18 protein-coding genes and 1 riboswitch are annotated in these 19,704 nt (G+C 72.3%); of the genes, 7 read left to right on the plus strand and 11 right to left on the minus strand.

All coding sequences use genetic code 11. The annotated features are described in order from the left end of the window. Complete coding sequence (locus tag AC2XR2_RS27620; protein WP_330264893.1) at positions 1-948, plus strand: ABC transporter substrate-binding protein; 948 nt, start codon at positions 1-3, stop codon at positions 946-948. Positions 949-954: 6 nt separating this feature from the next. Here AC2XR2_RS27620 and AC2XR2_RS27625 read toward each other — a convergent pair whose 3' ends face one another. From AC2XR2_RS27625 to AC2XR2_RS27635, 3 genes are read right to left on the minus strand one after another with little or no spacing between them, the layout of a single operon-like run. Further along, entirely contained in the window at positions 955-1,689 is a 735-nt protein-coding gene (locus AC2XR2_RS27625; protein ID WP_491516581.1) for an isocitrate lyase/PEP mutase family protein, read from the minus strand. Beyond that, complete coding sequence (locus tag AC2XR2_RS27630) at positions 1,686-2,129, minus strand: carboxymuconolactone decarboxylase family protein (RefSeq protein ID WP_491516582.1); 444 nt, start codon at positions 2,127-2,129, stop codon at positions 1,686-1,688. The genes AC2XR2_RS27625 and AC2XR2_RS27630 overlap by 4 nt, the downstream gene beginning before the upstream one ends. Next, positions 2,126-2,659, minus strand: coding sequence for a carboxymuconolactone decarboxylase family protein (locus AC2XR2_RS27635; protein WP_381297490.1), 534 nt, complete (start codon positions 2,657-2,659; stop codon positions 2,126-2,128). Before AC2XR2_RS27635 ends, AC2XR2_RS27630 begins: the two co-directional genes overlap by 4 nt. Positions 2,660-2,705: 46 nt before the next feature. Here AC2XR2_RS27635 and AC2XR2_RS27640 point away from each other — a divergent pair, with 46 nt between their 5' ends. Then, complete coding sequence (locus tag AC2XR2_RS27640) at positions 2,706-4,295, plus strand: aminotransferase-like domain-containing protein (protein WP_491516583.1); 1,590 nt, start codon at positions 2,706-2,708, stop codon at positions 4,293-4,295. 59 nt (positions 4,296-4,354) lie between these two features. Continuing rightward, positions 4,355-4,840 carry a carboxymuconolactone decarboxylase family protein gene (locus AC2XR2_RS27645; protein ID WP_449351827.1) on the plus strand — a complete coding sequence of 162 codons (486 nt, stop codon included), beginning with the start codon at positions 4,355-4,357 and terminating at the stop codon, positions 4,838-4,840. 64 nt (positions 4,841-4,904) lie between these two features. Here the strand turns inward: AC2XR2_RS27645 and AC2XR2_RS27650 are convergent, their stop codons facing one another. From AC2XR2_RS27650 to AC2XR2_RS27680, 7 genes are all read right to left on the minus strand, one after another. After that, positions 4,905-5,699, minus strand: a complete 795-nt coding sequence (locus tag AC2XR2_RS27650; protein ID WP_491516584.1) for an aminotransferase class IV — start codon at positions 5,697-5,699, stop codon at positions 4,905-4,907. A 53-nt stretch (positions 5,700-5,752) separates the two neighbouring features. Then, a complete protein-coding gene (locus tag AC2XR2_RS27655) occupies positions 5,753-6,922 on the minus strand; it encodes an FAD-dependent oxidoreductase (RefSeq protein WP_491516585.1) in 1,170 nt (389 codons plus the stop codon). Then, positions 6,919-8,481 (minus strand): class I adenylate-forming enzyme family protein, encoded by a 1,563-nt coding sequence (locus tag AC2XR2_RS27660; protein ID WP_381297480.1) that lies wholly within the window; start codon positions 8,479-8,481, stop codon positions 6,919-6,921. Before AC2XR2_RS27660 ends, AC2XR2_RS27655 begins: the two co-directional genes overlap by 4 nt. A gap of 143 nt (positions 8,482-8,624) precedes the next feature. Then, on the minus strand, positions 8,625-10,226 hold the full coding sequence (locus tag AC2XR2_RS27665; RefSeq protein WP_491516586.1) for an AMP-binding protein: 1,602 nt from the start codon (positions 10,224-10,226) through the stop codon (positions 8,625-8,627). Next, a complete protein-coding gene (gene pabB / locus AC2XR2_RS27670; protein WP_491516587.1) occupies positions 10,223-12,457 on the minus strand; it encodes an aminodeoxychorismate synthase component I in 2,235 nt (744 codons plus the stop codon). The genes AC2XR2_RS27665 and pabB overlap by 4 nt, the downstream gene beginning before the upstream one ends. A gap of 29 nt (positions 12,458-12,486) precedes the next feature. Next, a complete protein-coding gene (locus AC2XR2_RS27675) occupies positions 12,487-13,065 on the minus strand; it encodes a putative antibiotic biosynthesis monooxygenase (protein ID WP_381297475.1) in 579 nt (192 codons plus the stop codon). Between the two features lie 141 nt (positions 13,066-13,206). Next, entirely contained in the window at positions 13,207-14,061 is an 855-nt protein-coding gene (locus AC2XR2_RS27680; RefSeq protein ID WP_381297540.1) for a hypothetical protein, read from the minus strand. 134 nt (positions 14,062-14,195) lie between these two features. Between AC2XR2_RS27680 and AC2XR2_RS27685 the strand changes: the two genes are divergently transcribed. The 4 genes from AC2XR2_RS27685 to AC2XR2_RS27700 all read left to right on the plus strand — a co-directional run bounded on the left by AC2XR2_RS27685 (position 14,196) and on the right by AC2XR2_RS27700 (position 18,909). Then, positions 14,196-14,564 carry a hypothetical protein gene (locus AC2XR2_RS27685; RefSeq protein ID WP_491516588.1) on the plus strand — a complete coding sequence of 123 codons (369 nt, stop codon included), beginning with the start codon at positions 14,196-14,198 and terminating at the stop codon, positions 14,562-14,564. 13 nt (positions 14,565-14,577) lie between these two features. Further along, positions 14,578-15,762 carry a glutathionylspermidine synthase family protein gene (locus AC2XR2_RS27690; protein WP_491516589.1) on the plus strand — a complete coding sequence of 395 codons (1,185 nt, stop codon included), beginning with the start codon at positions 14,578-14,580 and terminating at the stop codon, positions 15,760-15,762. A 602-nt stretch (positions 15,763-16,364) separates the two neighbouring features. Continuing rightward, positions 16,365-17,216 carry an LLM class flavin-dependent oxidoreductase gene (locus AC2XR2_RS27695; protein WP_491516590.1) on the plus strand — a complete coding sequence of 284 codons (852 nt, stop codon included), beginning with the start codon at positions 16,365-16,367 and terminating at the stop codon, positions 17,214-17,216. Positions 17,217-17,326: 110 nt separating this feature from the next. Beyond that, positions 17,327-17,416: riboswitch (ZMP/ZTP riboswitch) on the plus strand. Positions 17,417-17,457: 41 nt separating this feature from the next. Beyond that, entirely contained in the window at positions 17,458-18,909 is a 1,452-nt protein-coding gene (locus AC2XR2_RS27700; RefSeq protein WP_381297469.1) for a glycine hydroxymethyltransferase, read from the plus strand. A 36-nt stretch (positions 18,910-18,945) separates the two neighbouring features. On the opposite strand, the gene AC2XR2_RS27705 is transcribed toward AC2XR2_RS27700, so the two are convergent. Beyond that, positions 18,946-19,674 (minus strand): hypothetical protein, encoded by a 729-nt coding sequence (locus AC2XR2_RS27705; RefSeq protein WP_491516591.1) that lies wholly within the window; start codon positions 19,672-19,674, stop codon positions 18,946-18,948. Positions 19,675-19,704 lie beyond the last annotated feature (30 nt).

Here is a 19,704-nt window from a genome sequence, read left to right on the forward strand (position 1 = left end):
ATGCGCGTACGGACGCTCGCCGTCGCCGGATCCCTGCTGCTGCTCACCGGCTGCGGCGCCGCCGACATGACCAAGCAGGCCTCGCCCTTCGCCAACGCCCAGGGCGCCAAGAGCGTGACCCTGTCCGTGCAGTCCTGGGTCGGCGCGCAGGCCAACGTGGCCGTCGCGCAGTACCTGTTGGAGCACGAGCTCGGCTACCGCGTCGACACCGTCCAGGTCGACGAGGTCCCCGCGTGGGACGCGCTCAGCCAGGGCCGGGTCGACGCCATCCTGGAGGACTGGGGCCACCCGGAGCAGGAACAGCGGTACGTCAAGGACAAGAAGACCATCTCGCCGGGCGGCGGACTCGGGGTGACCGGGCACATCGGCTGGTTCGTGCCGACGTACTTCGCCAAGCAGCACCCGGACGTCACCAACTGGAAGAACCTCAACAAGTACGCCTCCCAGCTGCGCACCGCGGAAAGCGGCGGCAAGGGCCAGCTCATGGACGGCTCCCCGTCCTACGTCACCAACGACAAGGCGCTGGTGAAGAACCTGGGCCTGGACTACCAGGTGGTGTTCGCCGGTTCGGAGGCCGCGCAGATCACCCAGATCCGGCAGTTCGCGAAGGAGAAGAAGCCCTTCCTGACCTACTGGTACGCCCCCCAGTGGCTGTTCAAGAAGGTCCCCATGACCGAGGTGAAGCTGCCCGCCTACAAGGAGGGCTGCGACGCCGACCCGGCGAAGGTCGCCTGCGCCTATCCGCACACCCCGCTCCAGAAGTACCTCAACACGGACTTCGCCAAGTCCGGCGGCAAGGCGGCGGCCTTCCTGAAGAAGTTCAAGTGGACGACCGAGGATCAGAACGAGGTCTCCCTGATGATCGCCGACCAGAAGATGACACCGGAGGACGCGGCGAAGAAGTGGGTGGACAGCCACGAGTCCACGTGGAAGGCGTGGCTGTCCTGATCCCTGTCAGCGCTTGAGCTCGCCGGCCATGCCCTGCAGGGCCAGCGCCGCCCAGCGCTGGAGCCCCGGCCCGAACGTGACGCGAGTGGCCCCGAGTTCACCGAGTTCGGTGGGTGAGGGGCCCTCGCCGTCCAGCCGGCCGAACATGTTGAGCGGCCCCTGGATCCCGGACCGCAGCAGGGGCAGTACGTCCGCCGGGGCGCCGATCGGGTACACGCAGTCGGCACCCGCGGCGACGTACGACGCGGCCCGCTCGATGGCCCGTTCGGCGGCCCGCTGGGGGTCGCCGTCGCCGTAGGAGAACGTGTCCACGCGGGCGTTGACGAACAGCCGGTCCCCGGCCGCGTACCGCACCTCGGCGAGCCACTCGGCGTGCTCATGGGGGTCCTTGAGCACTCCCTGGTGGGAGTCCTCCAGATTGCAGCCCACGGCCCCCGCCTCCAGCAGCCGCTCCACCAGCTCCTTCGGCGCCAGCCCGTACCCGCCCTCCACGTCCGCCGACACGGGGATGTCCACGGCCCCGCAGATGCGCGCCACCGCGGCGAACATCTCGTCGGCCGGCACGGAACCGTCCCGGTGGCCCAGCGCGGCGGCGATCCCCGCGCTGGGCGTGGCGAGCGCCGGGAACCCGGCCTCCGCCAGCACCCGCGCGCTGATCGCGTCCCAGGGGCCGGGCAGCACGAGGGGGTCGCCGGGGAGTCGGTTCCGGTGCAGGGCGCGGAAGGTGTTGACCTTCCTCACGGCGTGTACCCCCCTGGCGCGACACGACGGCTGACCATCACCCGGTTCCAGTTGTTGATGGCGACGGCCAGGCCGATGAGGTGGGCCAGTTGCCGGTCGGCGAAGTGCTTCGCGGCTCTCCGGTACACCTCGTCCGGCACGAAGCCGTCCGTCAGCACGGTCACCGCCTCCGTCAGCGCGAGCGCGGCCCGCTCCCGCTCGTCGAAGACGCCCTCCGCCTCCTCCCACGCGGCGAGCAGCTCCAACTGCTTTTCCGGCACCCCGTGTTCGCGGGCGATCGCGAGATGCATGTCCAGGCAGAACGCGCAGTGGTTGAGCTGCGAGGCCCGGATGACGACGAGCTCGGCGAGGGCGGGATCGCCGAGTCCCTTCTTCGCGGCCGCGCTCAGTGCGGACAGCGCGCGGGCGACGCCGGGGTCCAGGACGTCCGTACGACTCACTGGTGCTTGCCCGCCTCGTAGTGGCCCGGGACCATCCGGCAGGTCACGCCGAACCGGTTCCACGCGTTGATCACCGTGATCGCGGCGATCAGCTGGGCCAGCCCGGCCTCCTCGAAGTGCTTGGCCGCGTGCTCGTACACCTCGTCCGGCACGAAGCCGTCGGTGAGGACGGTGACCGCGTCGGTCAGGGCGAGGGCCGCGACCTCCTGCTCCGTGTAGAAGTGCTTCGACTCCTCCCACGCGCCGAGCTGGATGATCCGCTCGACGCTCTCACCGGCCGCGAGGGCGTCCTTGGAGTGCATGTCGAGGCAGAACGCGCAGTGGTTGAGCTGCGAGGCCCGGATTTTCACCAGCTCCAGGAGCCGGGGGTCCAGGCCCTTCCGGGCGGCCGTGTCGAGGCGGAGCATCGCCTTGTAGACCTCGGGGGCGTGCTGGGCCCAGGCGAGGCGGGGGGTGTGTTCGGGGGCGGTGGCGGGGCGGGCGCTGGCGGAGTCGGCGGTGGTGGGGCGGGCGGTTTCCTCTGTGGTCATGCCTCGACCCTAGGAGCCAGGCAGCCCAAGGGTATGGTCCACTTCCATGGCGAAACCCTGGGCCACTTTCGGCGTCGACCTCCACCTGGAGCCCACCGGTGGCGGCATCCGGCGCGGTCTCACCGACGCCCTGCGCGAGGCCGTCCGCACCGGCCGCCTCGCGCCCGGCACCCGGCTGCCCTCCTCCCGCTCGCTCGCCGCCGACCTCGGCATCGCCCGCAACACGGTCGCCGACGCCTACGCCGACCTGGTCGCCGAGGGCTGGCTGACCGCCCGCCAGGGGTCGGGCACGAGGGTGGCAGAGCGGGTGGTGGGGCCTGCGGTGGGTGGCGGTGGGGTCGGTGCGGGGGCCGGTGGGGGTGCGGGTGCGGGTGCCGGTGTCTCTGGGGTTGCCGGTGCCGGTGCCGGTGCCGCTGCCGCTGCCGGTGCATCGCGTCCCCGCGGTGCCGTCGATCCGTCGCCCGGGGCTGTCTCCCGGCCCGGTGTCTCCGGGGCACCCCCGGCTTCCGACCCCGCCCGTCCCCGCACCCCCGGGCTCCCGCCCCCACCCGCACCCCGGCCCGCCTACAACCTGATCCCCGGCACCCCCGACCTCGCCTCCTTCCCGCGCACCGCCTGGCTCAAGGCCGCCCGACGCGCCCTCGCCGACGCCCCCTACCAGGCCTTCGACTACGGAGACCCGCGCGGCCGCATCGAACTGCGCACCGCCCTCGCCGGCTACCTCGCCCGCGCCCGCGGCGTACGCGCCGACCCCGACCGCATCCTGGTCTGCGCCGGGTTCTCGCACGGCCTGCGCCTCCTGGGCGCGCTGCTGCGGGCACGCGGAGCGGACACGGTCGCCGTGGAGTCGTACGGCCTCGACGTGCACTGGAACCTGCTCGCGGCCGCCGGTCTGCGCACCACCCCGCTGCCGTTCGACGAACGCGGCACCGACCCGGGGCGGTTGACCGACCAGGGCGCGGTGCTGCTCACGCCCGCCCACCAGTTCCCGATGGGCGGCACCCTGCACCGCGACCGGCGGGCGGCCGTCGTCGACTGGGCCCGACGCACCGGGGGGCTGGTCGTCGAGGACGACTACGACGGCGAGTTCCGCTACGACCGCCAGCCCGTGGGCGCCCTCCAGGGACTCGACCCGGACCACGTCGTCTACGCGGGAACCGCCAGCAAGGCCCTCGCCCCCGGCCTCCGGCTGGGCTGGCTGGTGCTGCCGCCCGACCTCATGGCCCAGGTGCTGAAGGCCAAGGGCGGCATCGACGCGTGCGGCTCCCTCGACCAGCTGACCCTCGCCGAGTTCCTGAACTCCGGCGCCTACGACCGTCATGTGCGCGCCGCCCGGCTGCGGTACCGGCGCCGTCGTGACGCCCTGGTCGCCGAGCTCGCCCGCCGGGCCCCGAAGGTCCACGCCACCGGGATCGCGGCCGGTCTGCACGTGGTGCTCCGGCTGCCCCCGGGCACCGAGCAGCAGGCGCTGCGGGCGGCAGCCTGGCACGGCCTCGCCGTCCACGGGCTGCACCGCTACCGGCACCCCGAGGCCGCCGTCGAGCGCGGCGACGCACTCGTCGTGGGCTACGGGACCCCGCCGGACCACGCCTGGTCGGGAGCGCTGGAAGCGCTGTGCGCGGTGTTGCCCGAATAACACGGACCGATCAAGGGATTCCCCATTCCCGAATGCGGTCGCGCGGATAGGGTCGCCGTATGAGCGAGAATATTTCCCTGTCCCGTGTTGCCCTGAAGAAAATCACCCCCGACGTCTCCTCGGCGATGGGCTCCCTGCACGCCGCCGCCGTTTCCGCGGCCCATGACGCCAAGGTGGAACCGGAACTCCTGGAACTGATCCGGATCCGGGCCTCGCAGATCAACGGCTGCGCCTTCTGCATCGACATGCACACCAAGGACGCCCGCGCGGCCGGGGAGACCGAGCAGCGCGTCTACGCCCTGAACGCCTGGCGGGAGACCCCCTTCTTCACCGAACGCGAGCGCGCCGCCCTGGCGTTGACCGAGGCGGTGACCCTGGTGCACGACGGCCGGGTACCCGACGCGGTGTACGCCGAGGCGGCGGAGGTCTTCGACGAGACGCAGATCGCGGCGCTGATCTGGGCGGCGACCGTCATCAACGCGTACAACCGGATCGCCATCGCGACGCGCATGGTTCCCGGGAATTACCAGCCCGCCAAGAAATGACGTCGAAATAACGTCGAATACGGGCATCGGCGTGAATTGCCGGTGCCCTTCCTTTTCCTGGTCGCTATTTCTCCGGCAGCGGCTCCCTGAGGCCGTCCAGCCAGGCCCGCCATTCCGGGGCGCGGCGGGCCGGTGCGGCTTCGAGCGGCCCGCCGATCCAGTTCACCACCGGCCGGATCCCGTGCAGGGCGTTCACCAGCCAGACTTCACGGCCGCTCAGCTCGGGGAGGGTGCGTTCGCGGTGGGCGACTCGCACGCCCTCGCGCCGGGCGCGTTCCCGGACGAGGGCGACGGTCACTCCGGGCAGGACCGGCAGCCGGGGCGGGGGCAGGCACAGGGTGTCGTCCTCCCACCAGAGCACGCTGGCGGTGGCCGCCTCCAGGACGACTCCCGTCGGCCCGACGAGCACCGCCTCGTCCGCGCCCGCGCCGGTCGCCCGGCTTCGGACGGCGGCCAGGGCGTCGAGGTCCGGGCCCTTGCGGCGGGGCACGGTCCGCGGATCGGACTGGCCCGCGGCCCAGACCCGGATCTCGGTCCCGAGCGGGGGTGCGGGCCGCAGCCGCAGCCGCACCTGGCGGGGCGTGAGCTCGACCCGCGGGAACCACGCACCCGAGCGCGGCAGCGCGTCCGCCATGGCCGCCCAGAACTCCAGCAGCCGGTACGACGGCGGCCCCGCGCTCTCGCCGCAGGACCGCACGAAGCGCTCCCGGTGCCGGTCCAGACCCCGCACCCGGCCCTCGCGCACCAGCCAGGAGTCCGCGACGAGCAACGGCCCCTCGGCCTCCGTCTCCTGCACGGGCCGCAGTCCGGCGGCCGGCGACCACGCCCACAGCCTCTCCGCCACCCCCGGTCGCGTCATGGCCGTACCTCTCCCGCCGCCAGGCTCCGTCACGGCCGCTCCGTCCCTCGTGCTCAGTACTTCCGGCCCGCCACCGCCGGTGCCCCGCCCCGGGGCCCGTACGGCGCGTGCTCCAGCCACGATCCACAGGACGGCACGACCGGCGCAAGCGCCGCCGCCACCCGCTGCCGCAGCCGTACCGTCCGGCGCCGCGGCCGCAACTGGTCCAGCGCGGCACCGGCGGCGGCACTGTTGAACAGCGCCGCGGACCGCCGTACGTCGGCGAAGACCTCGACCGTCCCGTGGGTGATCGCCTCCGCCGCGGCCGCCGCGTCCGCGATGCCGCTGTTCATGCCCCGCGCCCCGAACGGCGGGAAGAGATGCGCCGCCTCCCCGACGAGCAGCACCCGCCCGTGCGGATCGGTGAACGAGGCGGCCACCTTGCGCAGGAAGCGGTACGTCGACACCCACAGCACCCGCTCCCCGTACCCCTCGCCCACGACGCCCGGCAACCATCGCCGTACGGCCTCCTCGGTCCCGAACTCCTCCTCCACGTCGTCGTCCCGGCACTGGAGATCGACCTGGAAGCCCCCGGTGAACGGCACCCGCATCACACTGCGCCCGCCGACGCCCGGATGCTCGTAGTGGAAGACCCGCTCGAGCGGCGGCTCGGCGCCCGGCCTGTGGGCCACGTCGACGACCACGTGGAAGCCCTCGCCCCGCTCGCCCTCCATGGCGATGCCCAGCGCCTCCCGCACGGCGGACCGGGCCCCGTCGGCGGCGATCGCGTACCCGCACTCCCACTCCCGGCCGTCCGTGCAGCTCAGCCGGACCCCGCTCGCCGTCGTCCGGACGTCCAGCACGCGCGCGTCCCACACGAACCCGACGCCCGCCCGCTCGCACGCGGCCCGCAGAAAGCGTTCGGTGTCGACCTGGCGCAGGCTGGTGAAGGGCGGTGGGCCCGGTCTCGGCGGATAGGTGCGGGAGTACACCTCGCGGCCCCGGTACAGGGTCCGGCGGGTCCGCCAGGTCTGCCCGTACCCGGTGATCTCGTCGGCCAGCCCCGGCAGCATCCCGTCGAGCAGCGCGAGGGTCTCGCGGTGCACGAACAGGGCGCGGCTGCCCGGCCGTTCACGGTCCTCCGGATCCGCCTCGAGGAGCACCACCTCCTGTCCGCGCGCCCGCAGCGCGAGCGCCGCGGACAGACCCACCGGGCCGGCGCCGACCACCACGACCGGTGTCACGCGCGCGCACCCTCCGCCAGCATCCGGGTGATCTCGACCCGCTTCACCTTCCAGGTCGCGGTCATCGGCAGCTCCTCGAACCGCCACTGCCGGGGCTCGGCCATCGCCGGCAGATCGGCGGTCGCCTCCCGCCAGCGCTCCGGGTCCAGTGGCTGCTCCCCGCGCACGCACACCACCGGCACCGGCTCCCGGTCCGCCCCCGGCACGATGACGACCTCACGCAGCTCCTCCAGACGCTCCATCAGGGCGTCCTCGATCTCCAGATTGCTGTGCACGGAGTCGATCCGGTCGATCTCCCGGTCGATCAGATGCAGTCCGCCGAGCCGGCCCCGGTAGCCCATGTCACCCATCTCCCACCAGCCGTCGTTGAGCTGACGGTCGTAGCGGTCCTGCATGCCGAGGTAGGTGAGGATGCGGCCCCGGGTACGCGCCTCGATCCGCCCGGTGTGCCCCGGCGCGACCGGCCGGCCGTCGGGTCCGGTGACCCGCACGCGCGTGAAGCCCGGTATCCCGAACCCGACCCGCCGCCCGTCCGCCCGCGCGGCGCTGCGCCGGGTGAACCACTGGAAGGCCACCGGTCCGGTCTCGCTCTGCCCGTAGAGCTGGATCAGCCAGGGCGTACGGCGTTTCGAGGCCTCCAGCAGCCGCCGTACCGTGCGCGGATGGATCGCGTCGAACGTCGACCCGTACGACCGCACCCGCGACAGCGGGGCACCGGGCGCGTCGGCCAACTCCTCCCACAGCACGAAGGTGTTGGGATGCGTCTCCACGATCCCGGGCCGGTGCCTGGTGAGCAGCGGTCCCACGGCGGCCGGTTCCGGGTCGGTGATCAGCACCAGCGGGCTGCCGAAGTGCAGCAGGACGCCGAGCAGATGGTAGAAGCGCGAGTGCACGAACGACATGTGCAGCGCCGCGGTCTCCCCGCGGGTGGGCCAGCCCATCGCCTTCTGCGGAACGAGCCGGTTCCACATGGTGTTCGCGCAGTGCACGGCGAGCTTGGGAAGGCCGGTGGTGCCCGAACTGTGGGTGATCAGCGCCGGTTCGCTGGGGTGGAGCCGGACAGCAGGCGGAGGCTCGGAACCGGCGTACCGCTCCAGGGGCTCGGCGCCCGGCGCCCGGTCCACGGACAGCACCTGCCGCACCCGGAGACCGACCCCCTTGAGCGGCCCCTCCAGCTTGGCCCGGTCGGTCACCAGCCACGGCTGCCTGAGCCGCTCGATCAACTCCCCGACCACCTCACCCGCCAGACCGGGGGAGAGCAGCACGGGCACCGCGCCGATCCGGGAGACCGCGCAGGTCAGCAGCACGAAGTCGACGTTGTCCGTCTTGTGCACGACCACCTGCTCGGACGGTCGCACCCCCGCCTCCCACAACCGCCCGGACAGCTCCTCGACGACGTCTGCCAGGACCTCGTACGTCAGGTCGACACCAAGGGCGGGGTGGGTGTCCAGCGGCCGGTCCAGGGTGACGAAGACGGCGCCGTGCCGGTCGGCCGCCCGGCGGAACACCGGGCCCAGGTAGAACCCCCGGTCGGCGAAGGGGGGTTGCTGCTCTCGCATGGGGCCGGTCCTTTCTGCGGTGCGGTGCGGTGTGCGGTGCTGCTCTGAGGCTGTGGTGCTCTGAGGCGGTGATGCGGTGTGTGGTTGGTGCGTTCGTGCGTTCGTGTGTTCGTGCGTGCGGGGGCGACGGGGTGGCTGACGGGTCACCAGGCGCCCTGGCGGACCAGGTGGCGGCGGAGCTTGCCCGTGGGGGTGCGGGGGAGCGACGGGACGAGGCTCACGCTTCTGGGCACCTTGAAGGCGGCCAGGCGCTCGCGGGCGAGCCGCAGGAGGTCCTCCTGGAGGGTCTGGAGGTCCGTCCGGCCTCGGAGACCTCCGCGGCCGGGGTCGCCGCGGCCGGGGGCGTCGGGGTCGTCGGGGTCGTCGGGGGTGACGGGGGTGACAGGTACGACGAACGCCCGCAGCCGGCTCACCCCTGTTCCGTCGGTGACGGCCACCACCGCGACCTCCTTCACCGCCGGGTGGACCCGCAGGACGGCCTCCACCTCCAGCGGGGAGACGGTGATACCGCCGACCATCTCCAGGTCGTCGGCCCGGCCCAGGTGCCGGTAGGTGCCGTCGGGTTCGCGTACGGCCCGGTCGTGCGTGGCCAGCCAGCCGTAGACCAGTGTGCGTTCGGTCTCCTCGGGCCGGTTCAGATAGCCGGGGGTCACCGTCGGACCGCGCACCCACAGTTCGCCCGCCGTGCCGTCGGGGACGGGGGCGCCCGCGCGGTCGCGCAGCTCCACCTCGAAGCCGGGCACGGGCCGGCCCACGGTGCCCGGGTGGTTGTGGTCGAAGCCGTTGGCGCAGAAGGCGTGCCCCGCCTCGGTGGATCCGATCTGCTCCAGCACCGGCGCGCCGAGCAGCTCCGTGACCCGCCGCCCCAGCTCCTCGGGCATCCCCTCACCGGCCGTCACCGCGGCCCGCACCGAGGCGAAGCAGGTCTCGTGCCCACTGCCCCGGTCGGCCACCAGAGCGGCGTACGCCGACGGCACCGAGTACAGCAGGGTCACCCGGTGCCGGGCCACCAGCTCGTCCACGGCCGCCGGCGTCGGGCGCCGGTCCACCAGCACGGCGGAGGAACCGGAGAACAGCGGGAAGACGAACGCGTTCCCGAAGCCGTAGGCGAAGTACAGCTTGGACACCGACAGGGTGACGTCGTCCCCGGTCACCCGCAGCAGCCGCCGCCCGATCAGGTCGTGGTACGCCTTCGGATCGCCGTGCGTGTGCACGACCCCCTTGGGACGCCCCGTCGTGCCGGACGTGTACTGCACATAGAGCGGGCTGTGCGCGTCCACCGGATGCGCGGGGGCCGGCGCGGCGGACGCGGTGAGCGCGAGCAACTGGTCGGCACCGAGCCGGGCCCGGTCGGCGAACCGGTCCTCCAGCCCCGGCCCGGTCACACACAGCACAGCCGAGGTGTCCGTGGCCATGAACGCGTGGTCCCCCGCCGGGAGTTCGGGGTTGACCAGCACGGCGACCGCTCCGAGCCGCGCGGCGGCGAGGAAGGCCGTCACCCACGCGATCCCGTCCGGCAGCGCCAGCACCACCCGGTCACCCGCCCGCACCCCGTGCCCGGCGAGCACCGTGGCCGCACGGGCCGCCAGCGCGTGCACCTCACCGTGGGTCCAGGCCCGGTGGCCCTGGTGAAAGGCGGGCCGCTCGCTCCAGCCACGCCGCTCGGCGAGATCGGCCAACTGGGCGGCGAGGTTGCCGGGGGCGTCGGGGGCCGCCGGGGTCATCACGGTCTGCGGGGTCGTCATCGCACCGGCTCCTCGCTGGCGGTACGTCCGCCACGGACCGCCGCCTGCTCCCGCTGCTCCGCCGTCCGCTCCGAGGTGTGCAGGTGCAGGGCCCGCATCTGGGCCGCCGTCTTCAGCAGCATCTCCTCGTACTCGGCGACCGGGTCGGAGTCGAGGACGATCGCGCCACCGGCGCCCAGGTGCATCAGCCCGTCCGCGAACACCGCCGTCCGGATCACGATGTTGAGATCCGCGCCGCCGCCGCACCCCAGGTAGCCGAGAGCACCGGAGTACACCCCGCGGGCCTCGGTCTCCAGGGAGTCGATGATCTCCATCGTGCGCAGCTTCGGCGCCCCGGTCATCGAACCGCCGGGGAAGCAGGCCCGTACGCAGTCCACCGCGTCGACACCGTCCCGCAGCCGCCCCTCGACGGTGGAGACGAGCTGGTGCACGGTCGCGTAGGTCTCCGTGGCCATCAGCCGGGTCACCCGCACCGATCCGGTCCGGCTGACCCGGCCCAGGTCGTTGCGGAGCAGGTCCACGATCATCAGGTTCTCGGCGCGCGTCTTGGCGTCCGCCGCGAGCGCGTCCCGCAGCCGGGTGTCCTCTGCGGGATCGGCCCCGCGCGGTGCGGTGCCCTTGATGGGCCGGGCCTCGGCGACCCCGTCCCGGCTGATCCGCAGGAACCGCTCGGGCGAGGACCCCGCCACGTCCACGTCCCCGAACCTCAGGAACGCCGCGTAGGGCGCCGGATTGACCCGGCGCAGCACCCGGTAGAACGCGTACGGGTCCGGCGGGGCGGGTAACCGCGCCGCGTTCGTCAGACAGATCTCGTAGCTGGTGCCCGAGCGCAGTTCCTGCTGACACATCTCGATGTCGGCGAGATAGGCCGCCCGGTCCCGCACCAGCCAGGGCTCGGCGGCGGCGAGGTCGGGGGAGGGGACGGAGGAGGGGGCGAGGGCGCGATCCGTGGGCGCCGTGGGCTCCGTCGCCTCCCCGGGTTCCGTAGGCTCCGTGGCGATGAACGTCAGCTGGGCCAGCGCGCTCTCCAGCCAGTCCTCGGCCTCTCGGGCGGCCTGCGGGGTGTCCTCGGCGAGGCAGACCGCGTAGGTGAACCTCCTCAGATGGTCCACGGCGATCAGCCGGTCCGCGAACAGCCAGCAGGCGTCCGGGACTTCGGAGGAGTGCCGGTTCGGCGAACCGCAGTCGCCCTTCATCTCGTAGCCGAAGTAGCCGACATAACCGCCGGTGAAGTCGAAGGGCAGCCCGGACCCGTCCACCCGGCGGCTCGTCAACTGCCGCCCCAGATAGTCGAAGACACTCGCCGCGACCTTCCGCGTGGGCCGCCCGGCCCGCTCGATCTCGCACCGCCCGCTGTCGACGTCGTACCGGACGAACTCCGCGAGCGGCCCACTGTCGTCACCGAAGAACGAGAACCGCGCCCGCCCCTCCTCGACCAGCGCGCTGTCCAGCCAGAACGCCCGCGGCGAGCCCGCGTACATCCGGGTGAAGGCGGCCTCGGTGTCGACCGCGCCGGCGATGCGCCGACTGTGCAGCCGGTAGGCGGGAGCGGTCCGCCGCGGCCGGGGGATGATCGAAGCGGACCGGGGGAGCACCGCGTCCGGCGCGGGCACGGCGGTGTTCTTCGCGCGCGGCTTGCGGGCCCGTTCCGCCGTGAGATTGCGGAAGTTGACGAGCATGCGGTGGCCGTAGTCGGTGAGCACGGACTCCGGGTGGAACTGCACACCCCACAGCGGCCGGCTGCGGTGTCTGAGCCCCATGAGCACCCCGTCCTCGGACCAGGCGGTCGCCTCCAGCGTCTCGGGGAGCGGCTCGGAGACGGCCAGCGAGTGGTAGCGGACCGCGGTGAAGCCCTGGGGCAGACCCCGGAACAGGTCCCGTCCGTCGTGCCGGACCGCGGACAGATGTCCGTGCCGCGGCTCCGGAGCGGGCCCCACCAGGCCACCCTCCCCGAGCGCGATGCCCTGATGCCCCAGACAGACGCCCAGTACGGGGATCGGCGACTCGGCGATCACGGCGGTGCTCAGACCGAAGTCACGCGGCTGGGCCGGATGGCCCGGGCCGGGTGACACGACGACGTTGTCGAACTCCGCCAGGTATTCCCCGAGGTGGGGAATCGTGTCGACCGCGTCATTGAGGACCACGACCGGTTCCTCGCCGTTGACCTCGGCGATCAGCTGGAACAGGTTGTACGTGTACGAGTCGTAATTGTCGATGAGCAGGGTCTTCACCCGCCCACCTCCCTCGGTTCGTTCCGGACCTATGCGGTCCGTCTTTTGTGCCGTCCGCGGAGGGCCTGGAGCGGCGGATACAGCCATTTCTTGAAGAAACGCTGAAGCCGGGGCATGAGAATCCAGGTGACGAGAGCCGTCACACACAGGCACAACAGCAGCGTGCGGACGAGCGGATTGAGTCCGCCGAGATAAGGAAGAACGATCAGATTGAACAGGAGCACCGGTGGGAAAACCGCGCTCATGTTCACGAACCACAGTTTCCATTTCGCCGGCGGTGCGGGCGCCTTCGGTGTCGTGGTCTGGGAGTCGAACCACACCTTGGAGCCCCGCACGCTCCTGCGCTCCGTCTGCCGGGCGAAGTCCACGACCCTGACGTCCCACTGCGTCCGGGCCCCCGAATCCTCCCAGGCCCGGGCCGTCCCCTCGCTGGCGAAGCGATAGACCACATGCCACTCCGCCTCTCGGTCGACAAGGACGCCACCCCCCAGGAAACCCGGCTGCTGTGAACTCGCGGCCAGCATGGCCCAACCCCAGGAGTGGAAGTCGGCCTCACGGCCCGGCACCACGTGATAGGCCACGGTGACGGTGACGGGATTGCTGCTCACGCCTCCCAGTACGCAATGCCTTCACATCACGTTCAAATATCAACGACGTTTTTTCGAGTGTCCGGATCGTGACTTTTTATCGGACTTTCGGGCGGCATGGAGCATTCTGTCGAGCTGTACCCGGAGTAACTTTCCGAGAATTCACGAAAGCTGTTTCCGGTCGGCATTCACCGGTGCCTCCCCGAACCTGGCCAGCGCCAACGCCCCCGCGACGGCCACCGTGAACCCCAGCACCGCCACCCACGCCATCCCCTCCCGCGTACGGTCCCCGAGCCACACCACCCCCACCAGCGCCGGCCAGACCGTCTCCCCGATCACCATCCCGGCGGTCGCCGTGGTCACCGAACCCCGTTGCAGCGCCGACGTCAGCGACAGGAAGGCCGCACCCCCGCCCACAAGGAGCGCGTAGACCGCCGGGTCGGCCACCAGATCCGACGGTGCCAACGAGTCGATGAGCCGGACCGACACCTCGACGACCCCGAACCCGAACCCCGCCCCCAGTCCGAGCACCAACGCCCGCCCCCGCTCCGGCAACCGCCCGCCCAGCAGCGCCGCCCCCAGCACCGCCAGCGCCGTCCCGAGCATCGCGTACCCCAGCCACGCCGGCCCGCCACGGTCCCCCTCCGTCCCCGACGCGACCCCCAGCAGCGCCATCCCCGCGCACACCACCCCGACCGCACCCCACTCGGCCCCGCTCAGCCGGACCCTCAGCAGCCGCGCCGAGACCACCGCGGTCACCGCGAGACTCGACGCCAACGCCGCGCCCACCGCGTAGATCGGGACCGACCGCAACGCGGCGATCTGCAACAGGAATCCCAGCCCGTCCAACGCCAGCCCCGCCAGATACCGCCACTGGCGCACCGCCCGCAGGAACAGCGTCACCGCGAACGCCGACCCCTCGCCGTCACCGCCGCCCGTATCCGCCGTCCGCGTCGCCATCGCCTGCAACACGGTGGCCGTGCCGAAGCAGACCGAGGCCCCGAGGGCGCACACCATTCCAAAGAGCACAAAGTGACCTTAGGGGAGGCGGTGAAGGGTGGGTTGAATTCGGACGGGCTCTTACTCATCTCTAAGCTGTCCGCCGGACACGCACACCAGGCCCACGGCCTGACCAAGGGGGAGACACCAACATGGCGGACGCACGCCGACAACTCCGCTCGGGCACCATCGCACTCGGCAGTGTGGGACTGCTCGCCGCGGCCCTCACCGCCTGCTCCTCCGACCCCGACAAGCGCTGCGTCGACCGGGACAGCTACACCCTCGGCAAGGGCTACCAGGTCGTCGCCGACAAGAACTGCAAGTCCACCACCTCCGTCAACGGCTCCTACTACTACGGCGGCAAGAAGAAGGGCAGCTGGGTCTCGGGCGGCTCCTTCACCAAGAAGTCCGGCAAGAGCTCCGGCGGTTCGTCGAGCAGCGGCGGCAGCGGAGTCGACCGCGGCGGCTTCGGCAGCGGAGGCGACGGCGACGGTGGCGGCAAGGGCAGCTCCGGCGGCTGACGGACCGATCACGATGCGCCGACACACCATCACCCCGCGCCCGGGCTGGCAGCAGACCGTCGAATCCCAGGGCCTGATCTACCCCCTCACCCGCCACCCCGACGACTCCCTGCGCCCCTACTGGGACGAGAGCGCCTACTACTCCTTCACGCTCCCCGAGGTGGAGGCCCTGGAGGAGGTCGTCGAGGACCTCCACCGCATGTGCCTCGCGGCCGCCGACCACATCGTCACCGCGAACGGATTCGCCGACCTCGGCATCACCGACCCGCGCGTGGCCGAGGCGGTCGCCGAGGCCTGGCACCGGCGCGCCGAACTCCCCTCCGTCTACGGCCGCTTCGACCTCCGCCATGACGGCGACGGCCCGGCGAAACTCCTGGAGTACAACGCCGACACCCCCACGTCCCTCGTCGAGGCCGCCTCACCCCAGTGGTTCTGGATGGAGGAACGCTTCCCGGGCGCCGACCAGTGGAACTCCCTCCACGAGCGTCTCGTCGCCGCCTGGAAGCACCAGGCCGCCCTCCTCCCGCCCGGCAGCCCCCTGCACTTCGCGCACTCCTCCGCCGACGAACTCGGCGAGGACCTCATGACGGTCGCCTACCTCAAGGAGACCGCCGATCAGGCCGGCCTGAGCACCGCCTGGATCTCCATGGAGGAGATCGGCTGGGACCCGCTCTCCGGCCGCTTCGTCGACAACCAGCTCCGGTTCATCCGCAGCTGCTTCAAGCTCTACCCCTGGGAGTGGCTCACCACCGACCGCTTCGCCGGCCACGTCCTCGACAGCCTCGACAACGGCGGCGGCACCGGCAGCACCCTGTGGATCGAGCCCGCCTGGAAGATGCTCCTCAGCAACAAGGCGCTCCTGGCGATCCTCTGGGAGCTGTACCCGGACCACCCCAACCTCCTCCCCGCCTACCTCGACGGCCCCCGGGACCTGGCCACGACCACCGGCTACGTCGCCAAGCCCCTCCTGGGCCGCGAGGGCGCCGGAGTCACGGTCCACGAACCCGGCACCGCCTCTCCCCTCCGCGAAGAGGCGTGCTGCTACCAGGAACTGGCCCCGCTCCCCGACTTCGACGGCAACCGGGTCGTCCTGGGCGCCTGGGTCGTCGAGGACGAGTCGGCCGGCCTCGGCATCCGGGAGTCCTCCGGCTTGATCACCGACGAGTACGCCCGGTTTCTGCCGCACGTGATCCTTTGAGCGGACGGCGATGTTGGTGAGGGCGGGGTGGGTGCGTTAGGGGGCTCTGCTGGGGGAGGGGCTTGGTGGAGGAGGGCCCTGCTGGAGGGACCTCGCCGGCGGAGCCTGGGGAGCGGGCCTGCGGAGGGGCCGCGCTGAAGGAGCCGTGCTGGAGGAGCTCTGCCGGGGGCGCCGCGGTTAGCCGGGGTGGTCGGTCGTGGCGCCGGGGTTGAGTGGGGTGGTTCGTCGCGGCCGGCGGCTGCGTGGGTTGGTCGGTGGGCCGCGAGCATGGGGCGGCGAAAGACCCGAGAGCGTCGGGCGGCGAGGGGCCCGAGCGCATGGGCGGTGCGGGGGCCGCCGATGTGGGCGGCAAGGGAGAGGTGATGTGCGGGAGGGCAGGGCGTCTCCGCGCGCCGTCCCCGAAGTCGGGTCCCCGCAGTCCCTGAAAACGCGTTGTCGCCTCGCGTCCCGTCGCGCTACGGTCGGCGCACTCTGACGCACACGCTCTCCAGAACCACGCCGCAGAACGGGAGCAGGCCCGCGCACAGCGCGCGGAGCCACGGAGGGGCGGCACCGGATCCGGCCGACCGGCGGATCCCGTACGCCCTCCGGAGGACCCTTCCATGAACATCGGCCTCGGCCTGCCCATCGACGACCCCGCCCAGCTGCTCACCTGGGCCCGGCGCGCCGACACCAGCCCCTTCCGCACCCTCGGCCTGCTCGACCGCCTCGTCTACGACAACCCCGAGCCCCTCGTCACCCTCGCCACACTGGCCGGCGCCACGTCCCGCATCCGCGTCCAGACCGAGGTGCTCCTCGCCCCCCACCACAACACCGCCGTGCTCGCCAAGCAGACCGCGACCCTGGACCGCCTCTCGGGCGGCCGCTTCACCCTCGGCATCGGCGTCGGCGGCCGCGAGGACGACTGCCTGGCCGCCGGAATCGACCTCCACCGCCGGGGCCGCCGCCTCGACGAACAGATGACCCGGTTGCGCCGCACCTGGTCCGGCGAACCGTACGGCGAAGGAGCCGGCCCCATCGGCCCCGCCCCCGCGACCCCCGGCGGCCCGGAGGTCCTCTTCGGCGGCTTCGCCCCTGCCGCCCTCGAACGCGTGGGCCGCTTCGGCGACGGCTTCCTCGGCGCCGCCCTGCCCCCCTCCTTCATGGCCAACCTGTTCCGCGACGCCACCACGGCCTGGCAGAAGCACGACCGCCCCGGCCGCCCCCGCCTGGTCGCCCAGGCGAACGTCGCCCTCGGCCCGGACACCACCCTGGACCTGGCCCGCCGCAACCTCCGCGACTACTACGCCTTCAGCGGCCACGTCGAGTACATGGAGGCCGGCCTGCTCACCACCCCGCAACAGATCCGCGAGACCACCGACGCCTACTTCGGCATCGGCGCCGACGAGGTGATGCTCTACTGCTGGGCCTCGGACCCCGACCAGATCGACCGCCTCGCCGACCTGCTGTTCTGACGTCGTCCACCACCACGGCAGCGAGTCCCACACGCCCCACCCGGGCCTCGCTGCCGTCGCTCGCATGGTGGACGCCACCCGGGAGCCGAACGGCCTGCCCGGTAGGCTGGCCGGCAGGCCGTGACTGGCGCGCTGGGATGGGACGGACCATCGGGGAGCGGCCTGTGAATGACCAAGTGCCGTGCGCCTGGGCCGAACCGTGATCCGTGACCGCTTCAAGCCACGCAGCCCGGAGGCCGCCATGTCAGAGCAGCAGCCCCTGTCCCCCGAGTCCACGGCCTTCCGCGCCGCCCTCGACGTGATCCGCGCCGTCGAGCCGCGCGTCGCCGACGCCATCGGCCAGGAGGTCCACGACCAGCGCGAGATGCTCAAGCTGATCGCCTCCGAGAACTACGCCTCCCCGGCCACGCTCCTCGCGATGGGCAACTGGTTCAGCGACAAGTACGCCGAGGGCACCGTCGGCCGCCGTTTCTACGCCGGCTGTCGCAACGTGGACACCGTCGAATCCCTGGCCGCCGAGCACGCCAAGGAGCTCTTCGGCGCCCGCCACGCCTACGTCCAGCCGCACTCCGGCATCGACGCCAACCTCGTCGCCTTCTGGTCCGTCCTCGCCCAGCGCGTCGAGGTCCCCGCCCTGGAGAAGGCCGGCGTCCGCCAGGTCAACGACCTCTCCGACGCCGACTGGGCCGAGCTCCGCCAGGCCTTCGGCAACCAGCGCATGCTCGGCATGTCCCTGGACGCCGGCGGCCACCTCACCCACGGCTTCCGCCCGAACATCTCCGGCAAGATGTTCGACCAGCGCTCCTACGGCACCGACCCCGCCACCGGACTCGTCGACTACGACGCTCTGCGCGCCTCGGCCCGCGAGTTCAAGCCGCTCATCATCGTGGCCGGCTACTCGGCCTATCCGCGGCTGGTCAACTTCCGGATCATGCGGGAGATCGCCGACGAGGTCGGCGCGACCCTCATGGTCGACATGGCCCACTTCGCCGGTCTCGTCGCCGGCAAGGTCCTCACCGGCGACTTCGACCCGGTCCCGCACGCCCAGATCGTCACCACCACCACCCACAAGTCCCTGCGGGGCCCGCGCGGCGGCATGGTGCTGTGCGACGACTCCCTCAAGGACCAGGTCGACCGCGGCTGCCCGATGGTCCTCGGCGGCCCGCTCCCGCACGTCATGGCCGCCAAGGCCGTCGCCCTCGCCGAAGCGCGTCAGCCCTCCTTCCAGGACTACGCCCAGCGCATCGTCGACAACTCCCGCGCCCTGGCCGAGGGCCTGATGCGCCGCGGCGCCACCCTGGTCACCGGCGGCACCGACAACCACCTCAACCTGATCGACGTCTCCTCCTCCTACGGCCTCACCGGCCGCCAGGCCGAGGCCGCCCTGCTGGAGTCGGGCATCGTCACCAACCGCAACGCGATCCCGGCCGACCCGAACGGCGCCTGGTACACCTCCGGCATCCGCATCGGCACCCCCGCCCTGACCACCCGGGGCCTCGGCACCGCCGAGATGGACGAGGTCGCCGGACTCATCGACCGTGTCCTCACCACCACGGAGCCCGGCACCACCAAGTCGGGCGCCCCGTCCAAGGCCGCGCACATCCTCGATGCGAAGGTCGCGGACGAGATCTCCCACCGGGCCACCGACCTCGTGGCCGGCTTCCCGCTGTACCCCGAGGTCGACCTCGGCTGACCCTTCCTCTCTTGAGTTGTCAAAGAACGGTGACTCCTAGAGATCGATGAGTTCCTGTCGTGGCTCCTCCCGCGGCGGTCCGGCTCCCGGCCGGGCCGCCGCGCGGCGTATCAGCCGGGTGCCGCCGGCCCCGGCCGCGAACCCCACGGCAAGCCCCGGCACCGCCCACCAGGCGCCCTGCGGGTCGGCGCCCCCGCCCCCGTGACCGCCCCCGGGACGGCCCCCGCCGGTATCGCCCAACAGCCCCGCCCGGTCCAGCCTTTCGAAGACCGTGCGCTCCGCCCGGTGCCAGCGGATGTCGTCGTCCTCCCGCTCCGGTGCCGGATCCGTGCGCACCCACGGTGTGCCGTCTCCGGTCAGGAACAACTGGTCCTGGCGCTCCACGGCCACATCACCCCCGGGCGCCGAGTGCGTCCGCGGCCAGCCGCCGACACCCGTCAGCCCCCACACCACGGTGATCCGCGCCGGCGGATAGCGGCCCTCCTGCCAGCTGTCCGACACCCGCTCGGTGCCCGCGTACGTCGGCTGCAACAGCTCCCACAGGCGGGCGAAGTACGGCTCGTCGGAACGCACCGCCTCGGTCCGGCCCGTGCCACCGGTGACCACCATCGCCAGGTCGGGCCTGTCGAGACCCGCCTCCCGCGCGGACGCTGTCGCGGCGTCGGCCGCCGGAGCCCCGAGCACGGCCACCGCCACAACCGCCGGTGCGAGCGCCCATAACGCCCCTCGCGGCCCGAGCCGCAGCGCCCCGTGCATGTTCCGCATCGCATCCCCCTCGATCGACACAGCCTCGTC

This window comes from Streptomyces sp. LS-MS-L19, assembly GCF_058382285.1.

What these genes read in the sequence shown, in the direction of transcription:
- AC2XR2_RS27620 (WP_330264893.1), top strand. Translation starts at nt 1, where the DNA reads ATGCGCGTACGGACGCTCGCCGTCGCCGGATCCCTGCTGCTGCTCACC.
- AC2XR2_RS27635 (WP_381297490.1), bottom strand. Translation starts at nt 2,659, where the DNA reads ATGACCACAGAGGAAACCGCCCGCCCCACCACCGCCGACTCCGCCAGC.
- AC2XR2_RS27640 (WP_491516583.1), top strand. Translation starts at nt 2,706, where the DNA reads ATGGCGAAACCCTGGGCCACTTTCGGCGTCGACCTCCACCTGGAGCCC.
- AC2XR2_RS27645 (WP_449351827.1), top strand. Translation starts at nt 4,355, where the DNA reads ATGAGCGAGAATATTTCCCTGTCCCGTGTTGCCCTGAAGAAAATCACC.
- AC2XR2_RS27650 (WP_491516584.1), bottom strand. Translation starts at nt 5,699, where the DNA reads ATGACGCGACCGGGGGTGGCGGAGAGGCTGTGGGCGTGGTCGCCGGCC.
- AC2XR2_RS27660 (WP_381297480.1), bottom strand. Translation starts at nt 8,481, where the DNA reads ATGCGAGAGCAGCAACCCCCCTTCGCCGACCGGGGGTTCTACCTGGGC.
- AC2XR2_RS27665 (WP_491516586.1), bottom strand. Translation starts at nt 10,226, where the DNA reads ATGACGACCCCGCAGACCGTGATGACCCCGGCGGCCCCCGACGCCCCC.
- AC2XR2_RS27680 (WP_381297540.1), bottom strand. Translation starts at nt 14,061, where the DNA reads ATGGTGTGCGCCCTCGGGGCCTCGGTCTGCTTCGGCACGGCCACCGTG.
- AC2XR2_RS27685 (WP_491516588.1), top strand. Translation starts at nt 14,196, where the DNA reads ATGGCGGACGCACGCCGACAACTCCGCTCGGGCACCATCGCACTCGGC.
- AC2XR2_RS27690 (WP_491516589.1), top strand. Translation starts at nt 14,578, where the DNA reads ATGCGCCGACACACCATCACCCCGCGCCCGGGCTGGCAGCAGACCGTC.
- AC2XR2_RS27695 (WP_491516590.1), top strand. Translation starts at nt 16,365, where the DNA reads ATGAACATCGGCCTCGGCCTGCCCATCGACGACCCCGCCCAGCTGCTC.
- AC2XR2_RS27700 (WP_381297469.1), top strand. Translation starts at nt 17,458, where the DNA reads ATGTCAGAGCAGCAGCCCCTGTCCCCCGAGTCCACGGCCTTCCGCGCC.
- AC2XR2_RS27705 (WP_491516591.1), bottom strand. Translation starts at nt 19,674, where the DNA reads ATGCGGAACATGCACGGGGCGCTGCGGCTCGGGCCGCGAGGGGCGTTA.